This window comes from Brevibacillus sp. FSL K6-6036, from assembly GCF_037964015.1.
GTDB classification, from domain to species: domain Bacteria; phylum Bacillota; class Bacilli; order Brevibacillales; family Brevibacillaceae; genus Brevibacillus; species Brevibacillus borstelensis.
Window position 1 is genome coordinate 2006043 of the sequence record NZ_CP150173.1, and the last position, 19573, is coordinate 2025615.

Here is a 19573-nt window from a genome sequence, read left to right on the forward strand (position 1 = left end):
AAAAAAGAAACAGTCAAGCTGTCGGCCCATCTGATGATCGAGACCATATACACAGATTATGTTCGAGAGAGAAAGGAGGGGGAGCATGAAAGGTGACCAGAAATGGCCGGGTGGGTTCGAGACGGGCCGGAAATCGATCAGCACGATCCGGCAGGATGAGGAGCTATTATATCTCGTAGCGATTGCTTTTGAAACAGCGCCAAATCCACTTCTTTTAACCAATGCGAATGGAACGGTCTTGCTCGTCAATCAAGCTTTTTGTGAGGTGACAGGCTTCTCCAAAGAAGAGATCGTAGGAAAAAATCCGCGTCTTTTAAGCTCCGGGCGTCATCATCCGCATTTTTATCAAAGAATGTGGGACAAATTGACCAAAGAAGGAGAATTTCAAGGCGAGATCTGGAATCGGCGCAAGACTGGCGAGCTGTTTCTTGAATACATCAGCATACGTGCCGTTCGTGGGGAGAATGGCGACATTCAGTACTATACGGCGGCTTTCAGTGATATTACGGAACAGAAGAAGCACCAGGAAAAAATCAAGTACTATGCGTATCATGACTACCTGACCGGACTGCCGAATCGATTGCTGTTTCAGCAGAAAGTAGAGGAACAGATCAGAGTGGCTCAGAAGGAGCATACTTTTTTCGCGCTGCTCTTTCTCGATTTAAACGGCTTTAAACACGTTAACGACACATTCGGGCATGATGTAGGGGACCAATTAATCCAAGCAGTCGCCAAACGTCTTCAGGGTCATTTTCAGGAGGGAGTAACGGTCTCCCGGATGGCAGGGGATGAGTTTAACATTTTGCTTCCGAACCTTTCTTCAAAGCGGGAAGCAGAAAAAGTGGCAGATGATCTCATTCGCTTACTCGAGTCGCCCTTTATCATTGATCAGACCGAGATTGCGGTTTCGGGCAGTACCGGAATCAGTATATACCCGGATGACGGGGGTGACCTGAAAGCACTGCTTAAACGGGCAGACTTTTCGATGTATCAGGAAAAGGGGAAAAGAAAGTAGTCTTTTTTCACGGATGTGAAACGTGAACAGGAATCGCAAGTATAGCGCAGGTTTGGTATTGGGGTGAAGGTATGCAACAACAGGTAAAGAAATCGGCCGATGTATGGCCAGTTGATATTGAGAGGAAGACGATGGTGTATGCCGTTCTGGCTATCGCCTTGTTTATACTGGTTTCCCTGGTGGAGATACCTTTTTCTATGACGATGACGTCTGAAGAAGTTCAATCGTTGTACCGCATGCTCGAGTTTTTCAGCATTATGGTGGCCATTTCGATTGCGTTTCAGGGATGGATGCTGTTTCCAGTGACGATGTCCCGTCATCGCCTTTTGATCGGCGCCCTGTTCCTGGTTGTCGGCGTGTTGGATTTGCAGCACACGATCAATTACCAAGGGCTGTCTTTTTTTGGAGGCGAAAGCTCCGTTCAGAAAGCGACGTGGTGTTGGGTTTTGTCCCGTTTCATTTGTTCAATCTTTATCCTCGTCATTTTATCGACCAAGGACAAGGAGATCAGCGTATATCAAAGAAAGCCCGTATTCAGCTTCGTGATTCTGCTTCTCATTCTCATTTTTACATGGCTCGGCACGCAATCGGAGCGCCTGCCGCTTCTTATCACAGAGCAGCAGGAAGTGACTTTGCTGAAGGCAGGAATGGAATATGCAGCTTCGTTCTTCAACCTCGCCGGGGCCGTTCTTTTTGCGCTGCTTTATCGCCGAGACAAAAACCCGACTATGCTGAGATTTGCCACTGCCTCTGTTTATCTCATGCTCGGCGGTCTCGTCTTCACCCAGAATCAGACTGGAGATGACTGGTATACCATCATGGGGCATGTATTCAAATTTTGCGGGTACTACACCATTATGAAGGCGATCTATGTCTCCACGATCGAAGAGCCCTTTCGCCGCCGTCGCGAGGCAGAGCTCGCATTGAGCAAAAGTGAAAAGCAGTTGAAAACGATCACGAACACGCTTGGAGAAGGAGTCATCGTCGTCGACCGCGCGGGCAGCATCACATTTGTCAATCCGGAGGCGGAACGCTTGCTGTCCTGGATGAAGGAAGAGTTGCTCGGCCGGGATATCCGCTGGATTGCCCAGTACAAGCCACCCTGCGACGGAGCGGTTGCATACGAGACAAGTCCCATTTTGCAGGTACTCGCAAACGGAAAGAAACGGCGTGTAGAAGACGCGATGTTTTTCCGAAAAGACCGCTCTTCCTTTCCTGTGGCCTATATCACCTCTCCCATTATCGAGGACAATCAGGTGATCGGAGCTGTAACGGCCTTTCGGGACATCACGGACAGCAAAAAAGCGGAGGAGACCATTGAGAAGCTCGCTTTCTTCGACAACATTACCGACCTGCCAAACCGTTTTTTGCTGGAGAAGCAGTTGGCTGAAGCGATTAGAGAGGCTCGGGAGAAAAAAATGCTGGGCGCGGTTTTGTTTGTGGATCTTGACCGGTTTAAAACAATTAACGATTCCTTGGGTCACGGGATCGGAGATGAGCTGCTGAAAAGCGCTGCCGAGCGGATTCAGAAGTGCATAGAAGGAAAGTATAGCGTTGCCCGTTTTGGCGGAGATGAATTTGTCATCATGCTTTCAGAAATAGACCATGTCAATACAGTCATGCGCATATCCTCATCGCTTATCGCAGAGATGTCCCAGCCTTTTTTCATCAATGGGCATGAACTGTTTACGACGGTCAGCATCGGGGTTAGTCTTTTTCCAAAGGACGGGACAGATCCCCAAACGCTGATCAAGCTTGCCGATGTTGCGATGTACAAAGCAAAGCGTCTTGGCGGCAATCACTACCAATTGTACAAAGAAGAGATGAATACCCTTACCCCGGAGCGCCTCGCCTTGGAAAATGCCCTTCACCATGCATTGGAACGCAACGAGCTCGAGCTCTACTACCAGCCGCAGATTGAGACAAAAACGGGCAGGATTGTAGGGATGGAGGCGTTGATCCGCTGGAATCATCCGGAGCAGGGAGTGATTTCTCCGGGAGTGTTTATCCCGCTGGCCGAGGAAACGGGATTGATTATTCCGATTGGGGAGTGGGTTCTGGAGACGGCTTGCCGGCAAAATAAAAGCTGGCAGGAAGCGGGGGCGCCCAAGGTCCGCGTGGCTGTCAATCTATCGGCGGCACAGTTTTATCAGGAAGAGATCGTAGACAAGGTAAAGAGCGTTTTGGAAACGAGCGGCCTTGCTGCGGAATGCCTTGAGCTGGAAATTACGGAGAGCATTGCAATGCACAGCGTCGACCGCGTCATTGAGACCTTCCGGGAGTTGCATAAGGTAGGCATTCAAGTATCCATGGATGATTTTGGAACAGGCTATTCATCGCTCAGTTACCTCAAACATTTCCCGATCAAGCGTTTGAAGATCGACCAGTCGTTTATCCGGGGAATCCCGAGCCGAGCAGATGATGCGGCGATCGCTTCCTCGATTATCGTGATGGCGCACAGCCTGGGGCTGCAGGTGCTGGGAGAAGGGGTGGAAACGGAGGAACAGCGGCAGTTCCTTGCAGAGCGAGGGTGTGACGAAATGCAGGGATATCTGTTCAGCAAGCCGGTGCCGGCCAAGCAGGCGGAGGAACTTTTGAAGAAGCAGACTGTCGTGAACAATTGAACTCGTGCCATTTTTCTGAACTCCATGTATACTCGTAGTAATCGTTTCAATTGGAGTATAGGGAGGAGTGAGGGGGCATGCTAGATCAATTTGTCATTGATATCAGCGATGTTTCCTGGCAGAGAGAAGAGAAACATATTTTGCGCCATATTCATTGGCAGGTAAAAAAAGGGGAGCACTGGTGTCTGGTCGGCCAAAATGGTTCAGGTAAAACGAGCCTGCTCAATCTTATTTGCGGCTATACTTGGCCGACAAAGGGGCAAGTGTCTGTATTGGGTCACCGATACGGCGAAGTGGACCTGCGCGACATGCGCAAATCAATCGGCTGGGTCAGTTCCTCGCTGATGTCTCAGCTGCATGAGAATGAGACTGCCGAGAGGGTGGTGTTGAGCGGACGCGAGGCTACGATCGGGCTGTACACAAAACCGTCGGCAGAGGATATTGACCGGGCCGATGCCTTGCTGAAGGAGTTTGGCTGCGGGCATTTGCGTCATTCGCCATTTCGGACACTATCCCAAGGGGAGCGGCAAAAAGTCCTGATTGCCCGTGCTTTGATGGCTTCTCCGCGACTGCTGATTCTGGACGAGCCTTGTACAGGCCTGGATCTGCTGGCACGGGAACAGCTTTTGTCCATGATCGCACGGGTCGCCGAGCAGCCGGACGGTCCCACTTTACTGTATGTGACCCACCATATCGAGGAAATTCTGCCATGCTTTACTCATACCCTGCTGTTAAAGGCAGGGCAGGTCGTGCGAGCTGGACAATCATTGGATGTATTGACAAAAGAAGTACTGAGCGGTTTCTTTGGCGTTCCTTTGGAGCTTCGCGAGGTTAGCGGACGGGTGTGGGTGAGTCTGGGTGAAGCTTCGCCTGCCAGGTAAGCGCGACTTTTCAGCCACACCCTCGGGCATTCGTGTATAATAAGATTAGGAATATACTCTTGGAAGGAGAGGAGAGATGGTAGCTTGACGAACGTAACGGAACAAATCGCCGAGTCCACGTGGGCGATCCTGACCTATGAAGAAGCGTGGAAAAGCTATATCAACAGCTATGTGATTGCGAAAGACGATGCGTTTGTGCTGGTGGACTCCCATCTTCGCAAGCACCGCCCCTACTTCCAGCAGGCACTTGTGGAGATCGGAGTCAAACCGGAGCAGATTGCCTATGTATACTTCACGCATCGTCATGCTGACCATATCGGAAACGCCGATCTTTTCCCCTCACGGCATAATTGGATTCATCTCGAAGACTACTATGAGCTAGACGATTTTTCCCAGACTTTTTTCGGTCATACGTTCACGGGGACTGGAGGAGACCTGCCGTGTCTTCGATTTCGGCAGCTTCCCTTCCATACGGAGGGATCTGTCGCCTTCTTTGATCCGGATACGAAAATTTGCTTTATCGGGGATCACATCCACTTCGGCAGTACGCCATGGGAACAACTTGTCGACTACGGCACGCTGCAGCGTGACGCTTGCAGGCAATTCATCCAGCGATGCAAGGACGAGGAACCGGAAAAGGCCGCAGGCTTTGCGGAAGGATTGGAAATTCTGCTGGACTGGCCGATTGAGTATTTGGCTACAGGGCATGGCCCGATCCTGCGCGGCGACATTGCCCCTTTTTTTCAGGAATTGATCGGGATTGTTCGGGGATAACAAAATGGCATGGAAATAAAGAAGAACCGCGCAACGGCAAACGTTGGTACGGTTCTTCTTTTTCGATGACGCCTATCACTAGTTATCCAGCTTGGGTGGAAGCTTTCGTCCATTCTTCCAGACGCTTCTCCAGTTCTGCGCGATTCAGGCAAAGTGAAAGGCCGGATTTTGTCATGAGCTGATGCAAATGAGTAATTGCTCTCTCGTAGTTGCCTTTGGCTGCTTCGATTTCGGCCAGGCAGAGGAGCTTCCATTCTCGGGTTGAACGCTTTCCTGGTATCAGGCTGTAGGCTTCGATCGCGCTCTCGATCTCACCCAGCCGGGCGTGTGAGCAGGCAATCAATCCAAGCGAGTCGGTCATGCCTTGATCCCGCTGATAGACGCGAAAAGCGATTTCCAGCGCTTCCGAGTACTTGCCGCTCGTAAAGTAGACAAAGGCAAGGTTGTAAAAGAGGTAATGCACCATTGCCTGATTAAACAGGGACGGGCGTTCCTTGCATACATTCAGGCCCTGTACAATATATTTCTCTGCCAATTCATAGTTTCCCGACAGGATTTCCAATGTTGACTTATCCAGCATGGCGACCGTCCGCGTGCGATTGCGCCGATAGGAAGCGTCTAGCCAGCGCTTGCGTCTTTCCGGATTTTGCCTGAAAAAATGTCCGATGTATTGGTAGCGAAACGGCCAGTGCAGTCGCAAAAAGGCTACTACCAGCACGACGGCCACGCCTGAAAGCGTCGATGTCAGATTTAGGTCCAAATATTCCAAGCGGGTGACACCCTCTCTCTGCTGTGTCTCTTTTTTATCTTAGCACAGAATGGACAGCCTTGACAGATGGTTGCTTCTATTTGGACAACATCAGTGTGTTCGTTTCGGTCAGGGTTTGCAGGCTGTTTGCCTTCACCTGATCTCGTGAGATCGTGTACAGCGTATCGCCGATGTAGACGATCCGCTCTACGTTTTTTGCGCTGTCGTACCAATCCTGGCCGGCTTTTTTCATATCGTCGGAATTCAGATGGGTAATGGTCCCGCGCAAGACAAATCCATCCTGCTCATTCAGCCTGTAAACATAGGCTCCTTGAAAAGAGAAGCTTCCGTAAGCGCGAATATCTTTTTCCGCCTTTTGCTCCGCTGTCAGCTCGTGAACCGACACAGGGAAGGCCAAAAGCTGTTTCTCCTTGGAGAACAGCAGCGCTTTGTGATCATACAGCAGCTCGGAATCCGTTCCGCGATCCCCGATGACTGTCTGGAATTTCTCCACCGGCTTGCTCACATCCGTGACATCGAATAAAGCCAGCTTCATTCCTTGGTAAAAAGCGGTCTCTTTGTCGGCCACGGCGTCTTTGCCAAATCCGATGATATGGTTTTCATCATACGGGTGCAGGTAGTCGCTGTAGCCGGGAATTTTCAGAGCGCCCAAAATTTTGGGTGAATCCGGCTGTTTGACATCGATTACAAACAGCGGGTCCACTTGTTTAAAGGTAACCATATAGGCTCTGTCCCCCATAAACCGCACAGAATAGATTCTTTCGCCAGGGGCGATTCCTTCCAGCTTTCCTATTGCTTGCAATTGTGAGTCGAGCACATACAGGTTGTTTTTGGAGGTATTCTCGTCTGTTCGCCACATGTCTCCCGTGGTTGTCGCGATACGCAGATAGCCGTTGTGCTCATCTAGGGAAAACTGATTCAGCATGCGGCCCGGAACAGTCCCTTTTCCCGTATAGGCAAGATTTCCGTTTTTCATGGAAAAGCGGTAGAGAGACGTTTCGCTCTTCATGATTGGAACGGGGCCGCCGGCGATCAGCGATTTCTTTGCTTTGCCCGCTGACTCCACCTCTTGCTGAGTGACTGCCACGTACAGGTTATTCGGTGAAGCGTAGACATTTTCGCCTGAGCCCAGATACGTATGGATGGAAGCGGCTTGCTTGGGGTTATCGAGATTGGCTCCCGCGACGATCAGGTAGCCAGGCTGAATCGCTTCAGGAAAGTAGCGAATCGCCGAGTAGCCGATCGTCTTGTAATCATCCCCTTGTGCTGTATCCCGGTAACGCGGTCCGGGCACTTCCTGAGACTGGCTGGAGAGCGCATACCAATCAATCCCCTTGTTGGTCACCAGATAGAAGCTGGAGCCGATCTTCCGGGAGGACACGTAGTAGCCGTCTGCTTCCAGTGCTCTGGTCAAACGGGGAGAGTGCTTATCCGAGATGTCGTAGATGAGCGCCTGCACCATTGTATTCGAGTGGCCGGGCATGAACCGTTTTTCATTGGTTATGATATGGTCGCGCACGGCTTTCGGACGCGATTGTCCGATCACAATCAGCCGCTTTTCATCGATGTACATGTCCTGCGGGGAGAATTCATCGCCGGAAAAGCTCAATCTGCTGACGAGCTCCATGCTTGTTGCGGGTTTTGCCCGATTGATCCGCACTTCTTCGGGGGTCGCCTGATACAAATACGTCCCGTCCGTTTTGACAATATCCGCTTCGTCGACTCCCTGTACCTGAACGTTGGTAGAGGAGTAGGAAGAGGAATCCGGGGTTGGAGCCGCTGCCGTTTTTGCCTTGAGCACCGGTGCTCCCTCCATCGCCGGTACGGCTTCCATCGCTTCTGTCTCAGTTACCCCATACTGGATGCCATGGCCTTTTTCATAGTCTTTCAACAGCTTCTTTAGCTTCTCGTAGGAACCGACGACCGGAAGAGGCTGGTCGGCCCCCTTTGGCAGTGCTGATTGATCGGTAGGTGTGGATTCTTTTGCAGAAGCGACAGCCACTTTCGCTGAAGCCGCCGCTTCCTTTTCCCCCAGGCTCTCGAAACTCATCCAAACAGGTACAGCAGCTATGGCGATTACGCCTGCCAACATTCCACTCATCCATTTTTTCATTTGAATACGCCCCTTATCATTCGTTCCGGCAAACCGGCAGAACCAGTTTTTTCTATCCTTTAGACGGAAGGTGGGGGGAAATGTTTCACACCCCGGGAAGCACATTCTACGGACGAAAGCGAAGCAGTGTGATATAATGAGAGGCGGTTTAGGATATCGATACTACAGATGGTTAAAAAGGAGCGACAAAGATGGATACATTGAAGCAAAGCATCCTGGAGCTGATTACCGAAACCTCGACGAACCTGCCTCCGGACGTGCGCCGCGCCATCAACGACGCGAAAGCAAAAGAAGACATGGGCACACGCGCTGCTCTGTCATTGTCAACCATTGCAAAAAATATCAAGATGGCGGAAGACAACGTTTCCCCCATTTGCCAGGATACTGGAATGCCGACCTTTGAAATCAAGACCCCGGTCGGCGTAAATCAGCTCGTTATCAAAAAAGCGATTTATGAAGCCGTCGTGGAAGCGACGAAAACCGGAAAACTGCGCCCCAATTCCGTAGATTCGCTCACTGGTGCGAACAGCGGGGACAACCTGGGACCGGGAACGCCCGTCATTCACTTTGAACAGTGGGAAGAAGACGAAATCGAAATCAAGCTGATCCTCAAGGGCGGCGGGTGTGAAAACAAGAATATCCAGTACTCCCTCCCCTGTGAGCTCGAAGGCCTCGGAAAAGCAGGCCGCGATCTTGACGGCATTCGCAAGTGCATCCTGCACTCGGTTTACCAGGCGCAAGGACAAGGCTGCAGTGCCGGCTTCATCGGAGTGGGCATCGGTGGCGACCGGACGTCCGGCTATGCGCTGGCCAAGCACCAGCTGTTCCGTCGCGTCGACGATGTGAACGAAATTCCCGAGCTGGCCGAGCTGGAGAAATACATCATGGAAAAAGCCAACGAGCTCGGTATCGGTACGATGGGCTTCGGAGGCGTTTCCACGCTGCTCGGCTGCAAAATCGGCGTTGAGAACAGATTGCCAGCCAGCTTTTTCGTATCTGTAGCCTACAACTGCTGGGCGTTCCGCCGTCAAGGTGTCCGCCTCAATGCAGAAACGGGCGAAATCATTCGTTACCTGTACAAGGATGAGCCGGTTGCCATGAACCTCGATGCGGAAACCGACCAGCCAAAGGCAGAGCGTCGTGAGGTTGTGCTTCAGGCACCAATCACCGAGGAGCAAATTCGCAGCCTGAAGGTAGGGGATGTCGTCATCATCAACGGTATCATGCATACCGGACGCGATGCCCTGCACAAATACCTGATGGATCACGATTGCCCGGTTGACCTGAATGGCGGCGTCATTTACCACTGCGGTCCTGTTATGCTGAAAGACGAGCAGGGCGAGTGGCACGTAAAAGCAGCCGGACCGACAACATCTATCCGCGAGGAGCCTTACCAGGGCGATATCCTCAAGAAATTTGGCATTCGGGCTGTCATCGGAAAAGGCGGCATGGGCGCAAAAACGCTGAAGGCGCTGGGAGAGCACGGTGCTGTATACCTCAACGCGATCGGGGGAGCAGCTCAGTATTATGCAGACTGTATTGAAAAGGTTGAAGGTGTCGACTTTATGGAATTCGGTATTCCAGAAGCGATGTGGCACCTTCGCGTGAAAGGCTTTGCTGCCATCGTTACGATGGACTCCCATGGAAACAGCCTGCATGCAGATGTAGAAAAGAGCTCGATGGAAAAACTGGCACAGTTCGCGGAGCCTGTTTTTAAATAAAAAGAATACGAGTATGGGACAAAAAGTCACCAGCAGTGGAAACGCTGCCGGTGACTTTTTTGCTGGATTAGGAACCGTGTAGAAAGGAAGTGACAGCGTACACAGACGGAACTGGTGCTTTTTGAAATGTATGCCCGGTTCAAATCTGTGTAAATTCCATATTCTGTATCAGTACCTATGATCAGCAGAAAGGAACATTTACCGAATGAGGTGGAAATATGCAGGGCGCATGAAGAGAGAAACGAGAAAAAAAGTCTGGAAAGTTCGCGATAAACGAGGAAACATCGGTTTTTTTAAGTATCCATACAAAAGGACTAAAAAAAGCAGGAAGTATCGCCAAATGATCGTGAACGAATACCTTGCGATTTCCCTTGCAAAAAGCCTGGGATTTCCGGTAGCAAACTTTAAACCGGCCATGGTGTCAGGCCCCGACAGAAGGAAGGTGAGGGGCTATATTTCAAGGCGTGTGAACGCAAAAGAAGTCATCACGTGGGAGCGGGCAAAAAAAGAGGTGAAATACTGTCCGGAGTGGTTTGTGAACGATATCAAGCGTTTGGCTCAAGTGATCGTGTTTGACGCATGGATATTGAACAAGGACCGCACGAGTGTCAATCTCGTACTCTATCGGGACAGTACGAAGGAAAAGTACAACTGGTATTTAATCGACCATGGGAGCGCACTGCTTGGCTCGCCTACCAATTCTCCATTTGCTCGTGTGAAGGGATTCAAGCACCCTCAGTTAAAAAAAAGCATGAGAATTCCCACTGGCATGAAGAAGGTTGTTTTAAGCAACAGGTCGGCTGTAGACGAAATGGTAAATAGAATTCAAGGGCTGCCTGAATCGGAGATTACTCGTGCCATCGACACTGTTCCCAAACAGCTCGCGTTGACGAAACGAAAAAAGGAATTTCTGCGAAGATTATTGCAATATCGTCAAAAATGCATAGATTTGATCATGCTGGATATTCTCGATCAAATCAAGCAGAACAAACCTGGTTTGCTGTAACCCTGTGGCTCTCTGAATGTTTTTTATGCGTAAGAGCCTGTCACGGCGAATGGCGTAGGTGTTTGACCAATCTTGGGAAAATGGGTGATCGCTTATTTCACAGGCAGGCGGGCGGGCATAGGTTAATAACGAATCAAATACAAAAAGGAGTGGTTTACGTGAACTACGTAGTCCAACCCGGGGATACATTAAATGCGATTGCCGCCCGCTTCGGGGTTCCCGTACAGGAACTGATTCGAGTGAACAACATCCCCGCCCCGTACTACATCTATATCGGTCAAACGATCTGGGTGCCCGTTCGACAGCCAGGTCCGCCTCAACCGCCGCGCGACGATGTAGATCGCCGTATCCGCCGTCTCAATGAGCGCATGGACCGTGCCGAGCGCAATATTCGTGAACTGGATCGGCGCGTCGATCGTCTCGAAACACGGGTAACTCGTCTGGAGGCACGGCCGCGTCCACGCACGTAATCTTTTTCAAGCCCGCCCGGGGTTAGCCTCGGGCCCTCTCTTTTCTTTCCGGTTGCCCGATGGCACCCCTGGCAAAATCGACAATTATGCTTGAACTCCTGTGGAGTGAAGGCTACGATTAAGAGAATAAAGTCAGGGGGGAAACAGATGAAGTGGAATGTTGCCTTGCTGCAGATGGATATTGCTTTTGGACAGCCGGAAAAAAATGTAGAGGCGATTCGGAATTTTGTCAATCAACTCCAATCGTCAGACGAAAGACCGGATGTGGTCCTCTTGCCGGAGTTGTGGGATACAGGCTATGATTTGAAGCGGCTGGATGAAATCGCTGATAAAAACGGCGAGCGAGCCAAGCAATTGCTGAGCGATGCGGCAGAAAAGCTGCAGGCCCATGTAATCGGCGGTTCCGTCGCGGAAAACAGGGGTGGTCGGATGTACAATACAACGTTTGTGTTTGATCGCAGCGGGAAACTTGCAGGCAGCTATTCAAAGGCGCATTTGTTTCGACTGATGGAAGAGGAAAAGTTTCTTGCCGCCGGAGATCGCCCAGGCGTTTACATATTGGATGGTCAGCCAGTCAGTTCCGTCATTTGCTATGACATTCGCTTTCCGGAGTGGGTGCGGGTGCATGCTTTGCAAGGAGCACGGGCTCTGTTTGTTTGTGCCCAATGGCCCCATCCCCGGCTTCATCACTGGCGCCAGCTTTTGATTTCACGCGCGATTGAGAATCAGATGTACGTCATCGCCTGCAACCGCGTCGGGGAGGGCAACGGAAATACATTTTGCGGGCATTCCATGGTGATTAACCCCTGGGGGGAAATTATCGCCGAAGGCATGCAGCAGGAAGAGATCATCAGGGCGGAGATTGACCTCTCCCTCGTAGATGAAGTGAGAAGCCGAATTCCTGTAATTGCTGATCGCCGTCCGGACCTGTATCGCCTCTAGAATTTCTCAAAAAATGGGCGGATGGACCGGCGTTTCCCTCTCTCCGTTGACGCCCGTATCGCATACGGTGGTAGGAGAGGAACAGAGGAGGTGCGGTCATGTTTCGGCTGAATGGAAAAAACGTTCGTCACCATTTTGACGGTGTATACGGAAAAGTGGTGCAGGTACGGGAGCTGATCGAGGTCCTGGACCAAATGTTTGATTCGTTTCACAAAGTAAACAACATCAGCCGCTCCATGCTTGGGCCGAGAAAATCAAGCGTCAAGCAGTTAGATCGGCTTCGCTGAAACGAATAACCAGATGATGAAAAACAGCAGAACCGCATCTGCATACGATGCGGTTCTTTCTTTTTGGTCAGGTTATTTGCGGGGAAGCTGCTCCATCGCCATTCGAACCAATTCCTTTACCATGCCCCCGCCCAACTGACCGCCGATACGCCCTGCATCATGAGCGGACAACTGGCCGTTGTATCCGTTTTGCAAAGGGACATTCAGCTCCTGGGCAACCTCAAATTTCGCCTGCTCGGGTTGATTGACACCGGCCACCCTGGCCTTCAACTGGTCCAGTCCTGCCTGTGCTTGCGGTACGAGAGGACGTCTTCTACGCCTGCTCATGCAAATCACCTCACAGGTAGTTTGCCCATTAAATCAGCGCTTTTCTCTCTTTAAAGTTTTCATTTGCATAGTAGGTGTTGGCAACCAGCAGGTTGGGGCCGGCACAAGAGGCAGCCGGACAGTAGCAGTTGATGTTTTGGTTCAGCGGGTGCTCCTGCCAGCGGCTGAACATGGTATCCAAACGGTCGGTCTGGATGTTGCCCAAAGGAGCGACATCTCCGAAATCAGTGACGATGACGTCTCCGGTAAAGACGTTTACGTTTAGTCTGTTTCGGCCGTCCGGATCGTTGCGTACCGTTACGTTTTTGGCCTCCCGCAGCTTCAGGATCAGTTCTCTGTCCGCCTCCAATGGACTGCAGGCAAAGAACGGCAAGGTGCCAAAGAGCATCCACAAATTCTCATTGCGGATTTCCAGCATGTGTGCAACAGCTTGACGAAGCTCATCCAAAGTCAAAACATCCAGTTCACGTGCGAAATCGCTGGCGTACATGGGATGCACTTCGTGACGGAGGCAGCCCATTTCCTGAATCTGCTTGTGAAGGATATCCAATTTCTGGTATGTTCGGGGGTTTAGCATTGTTTCGGCAGAGACAAAAACGCCGGCGTCGGCAAGCTTCTGCGCATTGGACCACATCGTGGCAAACTGCTGTTCAGCCTGTTTGGAAGAAACCATCTGCCTGCTTTTTGCGTAAACAATGGTACGGAACTCTTCGGACGTCGCCCAGTTCCAGGACATGTGCATCACATCTATGTAAGGCAATATCATTTCATACCTGGAAAATGGCATCGACAGATTGGAGTTGATCTGGGTGCGAAGGCCTCTGTCCGTCGCGTAGCGAAGCAGCGGGAGAATGATTTCCTTGACGGTGCGCTCGCTGTACATTGGTTCTCCGCCTGTTATACTGATAGTAGCGAGGTCCTGCGCTTCATCCAGACGATTCAGGATGGTCTGGATCGGCAGGGCAGGATCGTCTTTGAAACGAAGGGTGTCACCAACTGCACAATGCTCGCAGCGGAGGTTGCACAGGTTGGTAACCGTAAACTCGACACTTGTCAGCTTGTAGGCAGGCGGCGTCGCATGAAAAAGCGGCTCCCACGGGTCGTGCTGAGGTGTAAGCGGTGTAGTTGGTACCATACGGATCATGGATTGACCCCTCCTTCATTCTGCGTACATTCCTCTAATTATACTGATGATGGAACGGAAGGAGAATAGATAAACCATGATTATGGGGATTTCTTTTGCTCGCGGTGTCCTGTTTCATGATCGGAACGTCCTGGCTTGTGCGGAAGTCAAAAACGGTGTGATTGAAGTATGGGCCGAGAAAATCAGCCTGCGTACGATCGGCAAGCTGTGGGTGCGGATCTTTTTCTCTTTCCCTTGGTACTACCAACTGTTGCATCTGGGTCTTGTCTTGTATGTGCTCGCGGCGCTGGTCTACCCGGAAGCAGCTGTAGTCGATCCGTGGTGGGCAGCCATTTATGTGGCCGGTTTTCACTTCGTGTTTCCACGTGAATTGAAAAAATTTCACGGTGCCGAGCATAAAGTCTTCAGCTACAGAGGAGAGAAGCGGCTGGAGTCGTGGGAGGAAATCGCCCGGGCGGACATCGTGAACGCCGGGTGCTCAACGAACCTCGTCGTCTGTTTTTTTGCCGGATTTCTTCTGGCCATTCCGTTCGTTCCGCTCGCTTTTGGCGTAGCTGCCGGATGTGCGGGAATTTTTATCGGGATGGTAGGGGATAAGCTGCTGCGAAAATATTGCGGCTTCCTGTACCGCATTTCGGCTTTCTTCCAGCGGTACTTGACCACCAAAGAACCAAACCGCCTCCATCTGGAGACAGCCATCCGCTCCTATCGCCAATTTGAGTACATTCGCAGCAAGGAATTGCAAGCAACCGAGGCAGCATAAGAAAAAACCGCTCTCCATCATCATCTGGAGAGCGGTTGTTCTTCCAATTTGCGGTAAATCTTGCCCTTGTCCACGTAAGACTGGCGGATGCGCCGAAGCTCCTTGAAGTCGTCTTCCGTGAGCTCGCGCTTGATTTTGGCGGGCGAGCCGATGACGAGAGTGCGAGGAGGGACCTTCATACCCGGTGGGACGAGCGCTCCCGCTCCAACCATTGCTTCCTCGCCGATCTCCGCTCCATCCATCACGATAGAGCCCATGCCGATCAAGGCGCCGCGGCGAATCACGCAACTGTGCAGAACGACATTGTGTCCGATCGTCACTTCGTCTTCCACGATCAACGGGTTTCCCGGACTTTGATGCAGCGTGCTGTTGTCCTGCACGCTTACCCTGCGCCCGATGACGGTGGGAGCAATATCTCCGCGGATGACGGTATTGTACCAGATCGACGTATCCTCTCCAATCGTAACATCGCCGGAGATGACGACGCCTTTTGCAAGAAAGACAGACTCATGAATGCGGGGGACGTGATTCTCAAAAGGTAACAGCAGCATCGAAATCTCTCCTGTCTTGGGGTATGGCTTGCAAATGACATCCCATATTGTACTACAACGCTGCTGCATTAACAATTTCCAGTGCTTCCAGCGGCTTTCGGTTGACCGGGAAACACAGATATGGTACATTATTTATTGCTGATTCATACGAGTGGGCAAGGAATGCGGGTAGTCGCTGCCGCGGCCTTTATGGTCGGCGGTAGAGGAAAGTCCAGGCTCGCCCAGACTGAGATGTCTGGAGTGTTCGTACCTGGTGCAAACCAGGGCAGCGAGGCATTTGCTTCGCTGACGGCGTGGAAAGGGTTCTCTTCCAGAGACCCGAGTACGCTGAAAGTGCCACAGAAACGTAGCTTCCCTGGCGACAGGGGAGATGGAACGCGGTAAACCCTGCGAGCGAGAAACCCAAATTTGGTAGGGGAACCGTCCCGAAGGAACTGAACGGAGGGACGGATGGCATCTCGGATGCCATAGATAGATGACTACCGCTCTTGGTGCGAGGAGCAGATCCGTTTGCAGCACGGGAGAGACAGAACCTGGCTTACAGCATTCCTTGCTTATCACGAAACAACGAAAACCGTCTGAGTTCATTCAGACGGTCAGGCTGTCGAGAAAGTCGACAGCCATTTTTATTCCCCTGTATTTTATGACGACACCGCGTTAATGTGTTATAATATTCTTGTAATTACATTTACTGGCGGGTGATTATTGTGCTTTCCTCTAATGAAAAAAAGCAACAAATGCAATATGAATTTGTATGCCTTGATGAGTTGGTCCCGGAGGACCATTTGCTACGAGTTATTCAAAAGCATGTAGACTTCTCTTTCATCCGAGAAAAAGTACGCCAATACTATTGTGAAGATAACGGTAGACCAGCCATTGATCCGGTGGTTTTATTTAAAATGATTTTCATTGGATACCTTTACGGTATCCGGTCAGAAAGACAACTCGAAAAGGAAATTCAGACGAATATCGCTTACCGCTGGTTTCTTGGCCTTTCACTAACAGATCGAGTTCCAGACCACACTACCATCAGTTGGAATCGTCGAACTCGTTTTAAAAACACAAATGTTTTCCAAGAGATTTTTGATGAAATCGTTCGCCTTGCTATCCAACATCGCATGGTTGGCGGACGTGTTTTGATAAGTGATTCCACTCATCTGAAAGCAAATGCGAACAAACGTAAATTTAAGAAGCATGTTATTGAAAAATCTAGTCGAGCCTACCTTAGTGATTTAGAAGCAGCCATTAATGAAGACCGTGAAGCACACGGAAAAAAGGATTGAAGCCTAGAGAGGATGTGAAGGAAGAAAAGGAAATCAAGGTGAGTACTACTGATCCGGACAGTGGTTACATGGTTCGTGACGGAAAGCCTGAAGGCTTTTTCTATCTCGATCATCGGACAGTCGATCATAAGTACAATATCATAACTGATGTACACGTGACTGCGGGTAACGTTCATGATTCTGTTCCTTATGTAGATCGGCTACAACACCAAATTGAGAAGTTTGGGTTTACAGATACCATTGAAGCCGTTGCATTGGATGCTGGCTATTTAACTACTCCAATCTGCAAGGCTCTGCACGATCTAAATATCTTTGCCGTCATTGGCCATCGAGCTTTTTCACCTGTTAAAGGCCTTATCGCCAAATGGCGGTTTAAATATGATCCCGAAAAGAATGTCTATATTTGCCCCCAAAAACATGAGCTTGCTTATTCGACAACTGACCGTAACGGATACAGAATGTATAAGTCAAATAAAGAAATATGTAAGGCATGTCCGATGCTCACTATGTGTACACGGTCAAAAAATCACCAAAAGGTGATAACCAGGCATGTATGGGAAGAGAGTAAAGAATGGGTTCGACAGAACCGCTTAAGTAAGTCAGGAAAATACCTATACAGGTTGAGATACCAAACGATAGAGCGAAGTTTTGCAGATGCCAAAGAACTGCATGGACTTCGCTATTGTAGGTTGCGCGGACGTGAAAATGTCCAAGAGCAAGCGTTGCTGACAGCAACCGTTCAAAATATAAAAAAGATAGCACTCCACCTTGCAAAGGCATGTTAGGTGTGGTGCTATCTAAGACTTCCAGCACTTCGTGCTCAATTTTATTGTTATGAAAGAAGAAACTCCAACATATTGTGGGGTTTCTCGACAGCCTGACCGTCTGAGTTCATTCAGACGGTTTTTTTGGCATTTGCGCTAATTTACGAAGAAATGGTGATGTTGTACTCTCTCATCCACAGGTCAATCGATGCCAGGTAGGCAAACATCTGCGGGCTGCCCATCAGTTGGCCGAAATAGGGTTTTCCCGAGGCCTGAGCTTCTGACATCGCGAAGGCTTTGACCCGGGTTTGGTCAATGACTTGATGCAATGGCGAAGAGCTGTCCTCCAGCACGTTCAAGAGCCAGGAGCGCGTTGCTTTCGTATAGGCCGGGTTATGTGTTTTCGGGTATGGACTTTTTTTGCGGTACAGCACTTCTTCCGGAACGATTCCTTCCAGTGCCTTTCTGAGAATCCCTTTTTCGCGATTACCCCAGTTTTTTAGCTCCCAAGGAATATTCCAGACGTATTGCATCAGTCGATGGTCGCAAAACGGAACCCTCGCCTCCAGGCTTGCCTTCATGCTCATTCGGTCTTTCCGATCCAGCAGGGTATTCATAAACCAGGTGAGATTCAGATAAAACAGCTCCCGTCTTCTAGCCGCAAGCGGGTTTTCGCCAGGCAAGCGGGGCACCTCGTCGAGCGTCTCCTCGTAGCGTTGGGCTACATATTCCTCGGGCCTGATCCAGTCTCTCATCTCGGCGGAAAGCCAGCCGGCACGCTCCCGGGTAGCTTGCGCCCAGGGAAAGGTATTCGCGCCAAGCAGCTCTTCCCGATGGAACCACGGATAGCCCCCGAACATTTCGTCGGCGCATTCTCCCGACAAGACGACAGTTGTCTCTTTCTTGATTTCCCGGCAGAACAGATAGAGAGAGGAGTCGACATCGGCCATCCCCGGAAGATCACGGGCGAAAAGTGCGGTATGCAGGGCGCTGACCAATTCAGGGGTATCGAATTCGAGGGTGTGGTGAACGGTGCCGAACCGTTCGGAGATCAAGCGGACGAAAGGAGCGTCATCGGTCGGCTGGAAGTCGCTTTGCTGGAAATGAGAAGCGTTGTTCACATAATCGATGGAGTAGGTATGGAGAGCGCCTCGGCCTTCCTCCTGAAACACAGCTGCAGCGACCGCCGTGATTGCGCTGGAATCAAGACCGCCGGACAGCAGTGTGGCGATCGGGACATCCGAGACAAGCTGCCGTTTGATCGAGTCGGCCAAAAGCTGGCGCACGGTAGCAGCCGTCTGTTCGACATCATCCTCGTGAGGCTGGCTCTCCAGGCTCCAGTAGCGCCTGATCGAAACGCCTTCGCGAGAAATGGTCAAATGGCAGCCAGGCCGCAGCTCATGGACGTCATGAAAGACGCCATGCCCAGGGGTGCGCGAGGGTCCGAGCACAAAAATTTCTGCCAGCCCTTCCCGCGACAAGACGGGTTTTACCAAAGGATTAGCCAATAAAGCTTTCAACTCCGATGCGAATAAAAAAGCGGTTCCCCTTTTCGCGTAAAAGAGCGGTTTTACCCCTAGACGGTCACGCGCCAAAAACATCTGTTGCCTCTGCTCATCCCAAACAGCGAAGGCGAATATGCCATTGAGCTTGTGCACGCAGTCTTCTTCCCATTCGATATAAGCGGCGAGCAGAACCTCTGTATCCGAGTGGGAGCGAAACGAATGGCCGCGGGCAATCAGCTCCCGTCGAATATCTTCCGTGTTGTACAGCTCCCCATTGTAAACGAGCGTATACGCCCGCCCATTTTGCTGTCGTGACATAGGCTGACGCCCACCGGCAGGGTCGACGACGACCAGACGGCGATGACCGAAGGCCGCATGCTTGGAGTCTGCCCACCAATATCCTTCTTCATCCGGTCCCCGATCCGTTAAAGTCCGCGTCATTGCTTGCAAAACAGCGTGTTCTTGGGTAAGATCCTTCTCCCAATCGATCCAGCCGGTAATTCCGCACATTCGTCTTCACCCTTCCTGCTGTAGAAAATTTAGGCAAAAGCTATCATATGCAAATCACCTGTTTCGTTTGTCTGTCCCAGAAGGGAAAGCAGAGGAAAAAGCGGAATTGTTAGAATATGCCTAT

Annotated in this window: 17 protein-coding genes and 1 other RNA gene; 12 read left to right on the forward strand and 6 right to left on the reverse strand. The window is 50.8% G+C overall.

Going from position 1 to position 19573, the window contains the following annotated elements; all coding sequences use genetic code 11:
- The first annotated feature begins 85 nt into the window (after positions 1 to 85).
- The 4 genes from NST37_RS10000 (at position 86) to NST37_RS10015 (ending at position 5294) form a co-directional block, all read left to right on the forward strand.
- The gene (locus NST37_RS10000; RefSeq protein WP_003387427.1) at positions 86 to 1015 is read left to right on the forward strand and encodes a GGDEF domain-containing protein; all 930 of its coding nucleotides are present in this window, start codon (positions 86 to 88) and stop codon (positions 1013 to 1015) included.
- A 71-nt stretch (positions 1016 to 1086) separates the two neighbouring features.
- The gene (locus NST37_RS10005) at positions 1087 to 3639 is read left to right on the forward strand and encodes an EAL domain-containing protein (protein WP_081607726.1); all 2553 of its coding nucleotides are present in this window, start codon (positions 1087 to 1089) and stop codon (positions 3637 to 3639) included.
- 77 nt (positions 3640 to 3716) lie between these two features.
- Positions 3717 to 4520 (forward strand): ABC transporter ATP-binding protein, encoded by an 804-nt coding sequence (locus tag NST37_RS10010; protein WP_031931750.1) that lies wholly within the window; start codon positions 3717 to 3719, stop codon positions 4518 to 4520.
- Between the two features lie 84 nt (positions 4521 to 4604).
- Positions 4605 to 5294: an MBL fold metallo-hydrolase gene (locus NST37_RS10015; protein ID WP_003387423.1), complete on the forward strand. Its 690-nt coding sequence runs from the start codon at positions 4605 to 4607 to the stop codon at positions 5292 to 5294.
- Between the two features lie 82 nt (positions 5295 to 5376).
- Here NST37_RS10015 and NST37_RS10020 read toward each other — a convergent pair whose 3' ends face one another.
- Positions 5377 to 6063 (reverse strand): hypothetical protein, encoded by a 687-nt coding sequence (locus NST37_RS10020; RefSeq protein WP_003387422.1) that lies wholly within the window; start codon positions 6061 to 6063, stop codon positions 5377 to 5379.
- Positions 6064 to 6139: 76 nt separating this feature from the next.
- Entirely contained in the window at positions 6140 to 8176 is a 2037-nt protein-coding gene (locus tag NST37_RS10025) for a beta-propeller domain-containing protein (RefSeq protein ID WP_339186626.1), read from the reverse strand.
- Positions 8177 to 8367: 191 nt separating this feature from the next.
- Here NST37_RS10025 and NST37_RS10030 point away from each other — a divergent pair, with 191 nt between their 5' ends.
- The 5 genes from NST37_RS10030 to NST37_RS10050 all read left to right on the forward strand — a co-directional run bounded on the left by NST37_RS10030 (position 8368) and on the right by NST37_RS10050 (position 12602).
- Positions 8368 to 9897 carry a fumarate hydratase gene (locus NST37_RS10030; RefSeq protein ID WP_003387420.1) on the forward strand — a complete coding sequence of 510 codons (1530 nt, stop codon included), beginning with the start codon at positions 8368 to 8370 and terminating at the stop codon, positions 9895 to 9897.
- Positions 9898 to 10126: 229 nt separating this feature from the next.
- Positions 10127 to 10903: a HipA family kinase gene (locus NST37_RS10035; RefSeq protein ID WP_339186776.1), complete on the forward strand. Its 777-nt coding sequence runs from the start codon at positions 10127 to 10129 to the stop codon at positions 10901 to 10903.
- A gap of 158 nt (positions 10904 to 11061) precedes the next feature.
- A complete protein-coding gene (locus tag NST37_RS10040) occupies positions 11062 to 11373 on the forward strand; it encodes a LysM domain-containing protein (protein ID WP_003387418.1) in 312 nt (103 codons plus the stop codon).
- 147 nt (positions 11374 to 11520) lie between these two features.
- Positions 11521 to 12315 (forward strand): carbon-nitrogen family hydrolase, encoded by a 795-nt coding sequence (locus NST37_RS10045; RefSeq protein WP_122957741.1) that lies wholly within the window; start codon positions 11521 to 11523, stop codon positions 12313 to 12315.
- A gap of 98 nt (positions 12316 to 12413) precedes the next feature.
- Positions 12414 to 12602 (forward strand): hypothetical protein, encoded by a 189-nt coding sequence (locus tag NST37_RS10050; RefSeq protein WP_003387416.1) that lies wholly within the window; start codon positions 12414 to 12416, stop codon positions 12600 to 12602.
- 72 nt (positions 12603 to 12674) lie between these two features.
- Here NST37_RS10050 and NST37_RS10055 read toward each other — a convergent pair whose 3' ends face one another.
- Positions 12675 to 12929 (reverse strand): alpha/beta-type small acid-soluble spore protein, encoded by a 255-nt coding sequence (locus NST37_RS10055; protein WP_003387415.1) that lies wholly within the window; start codon positions 12927 to 12929, stop codon positions 12675 to 12677.
- Between the two features lie 28 nt (positions 12930 to 12957).
- Positions 12958 to 14073, reverse strand: a complete 1116-nt coding sequence (gene yfkAB / locus NST37_RS10060) for a radical SAM/CxCxxxxC motif protein YfkAB (protein ID WP_339186627.1) — start codon at positions 14071 to 14073, stop codon at positions 12958 to 12960.
- Positions 14074 to 14149: 76 nt separating this feature from the next.
- Here yfkAB and NST37_RS10065 point away from each other — a divergent pair, with 76 nt between their 5' ends.
- Positions 14150 to 14836 carry a DUF1385 domain-containing protein gene (locus NST37_RS10065; protein ID WP_003387413.1) on the forward strand — a complete coding sequence of 229 codons (687 nt, stop codon included), beginning with the start codon at positions 14150 to 14152 and terminating at the stop codon, positions 14834 to 14836.
- Between the two features lie 20 nt (positions 14837 to 14856).
- Here NST37_RS10065 and NST37_RS10070 read toward each other — a convergent pair whose 3' ends face one another.
- Positions 14857 to 15387: a gamma carbonic anhydrase family protein gene (locus NST37_RS10070; RefSeq protein WP_003387412.1), complete on the reverse strand. Its 531-nt coding sequence runs from the start codon at positions 15385 to 15387 to the stop codon at positions 14857 to 14859.
- Positions 15388 to 15547: 160 nt separating this feature from the next.
- Here NST37_RS10070 and rnpB point away from each other — a divergent pair.
- Together rnpB and NST37_RS10080 are read left to right on the forward strand one after the other, a co-directional pair.
- An RNA gene (gene rnpB / locus NST37_RS10075) (RNase P RNA component class B) lies at positions 15548 to 15933 on the forward strand.
- Positions 15934 to 16124: 191 nt separating this feature from the next.
- Positions 16125 to 17455 (forward strand): IS1182 family transposase gene (locus NST37_RS10080; RefSeq protein WP_122958896.1). Its coding sequence is split into 2 segments (ribosomal slippage): positions 16125 to 16665 and positions 16665 to 17455, totalling 1332 coding nucleotides; the frame shifts between segments, so codons are not numbered across the junction.
- Positions 17456 to 17595: 140 nt separating this feature from the next.
- On the opposite strand, the gene asnB is transcribed toward NST37_RS10080, so the two are convergent.
- Positions 17596 to 19449 (reverse strand): asparagine synthase (glutamine-hydrolyzing), encoded by a 1854-nt coding sequence (gene asnB / locus NST37_RS10085; protein ID WP_031931755.1) that lies wholly within the window; start codon positions 19447 to 19449, stop codon positions 17596 to 17598.
- Positions 19450 to 19573: the final 124 nt, after the last annotated feature.

Excerpts from the sequence above, each read along its gene's own strand:
- NST37_RS10025 (WP_339186626.1), bottom strand. The coding sequence starts at position 8,176 with ATGAAAAAATGGATGAGTGGAATGTTGGCAGGCGTAATCGCCATAGCT.
- NST37_RS10005 (WP_081607726.1), top strand. The coding sequence starts at position 1,087 with ATGCAACAACAGGTAAAGAAATCGGCCGATGTATGGCCAGTTGATATT.
- NST37_RS10050 (WP_003387416.1), top strand. The coding sequence starts at position 12,414 with ATGTTTCGGCTGAATGGAAAAAACGTTCGTCACCATTTTGACGGTGTA.
- asnB (WP_031931755.1), bottom strand. The coding sequence starts at position 19,449 with ATGTGCGGAATTACCGGCTGGATCGATTGGGAGAAGGATCTTACCCAA.
- NST37_RS10000 (WP_003387427.1), top strand. The coding sequence starts at position 86 with ATGAAAGGTGACCAGAAATGGCCGGGTGGGTTCGAGACGGGCCGGAAA.
- yfkAB (WP_339186627.1), bottom strand. The coding sequence starts at position 14,073 with ATGATCCGTATGGTACCAACTACACCGCTTACACCTCAGCACGACCCG.
- NST37_RS10010 (WP_031931750.1), top strand. The coding sequence starts at position 3,717 with ATGCTAGATCAATTTGTCATTGATATCAGCGATGTTTCCTGGCAGAGA.
- NST37_RS10045 (WP_122957741.1), top strand. The coding sequence starts at position 11,521 with ATGAAGTGGAATGTTGCCTTGCTGCAGATGGATATTGCTTTTGGACAG.
- NST37_RS10030 (WP_003387420.1), top strand. The coding sequence starts at position 8,368 with ATGGATACATTGAAGCAAAGCATCCTGGAGCTGATTACCGAAACCTCG.
- NST37_RS10070 (WP_003387412.1), bottom strand. The coding sequence starts at position 15,387 with ATGCTGCTGTTACCTTTTGAGAATCACGTCCCCCGCATTCATGAGTCT.
- NST37_RS10035 (WP_339186776.1), top strand. The coding sequence starts at position 10,127 with ATGAAGAGAGAAACGAGAAAAAAAGTCTGGAAAGTTCGCGATAAACGA.
- NST37_RS10055 (WP_003387415.1), bottom strand. The coding sequence starts at position 12,929 with ATGAGCAGGCGTAGAAGACGTCCTCTCGTACCGCAAGCACAGGCAGGA.
- NST37_RS10065 (WP_003387413.1), top strand. The coding sequence starts at position 14,150 with ATGATTATGGGGATTTCTTTTGCTCGCGGTGTCCTGTTTCATGATCGG.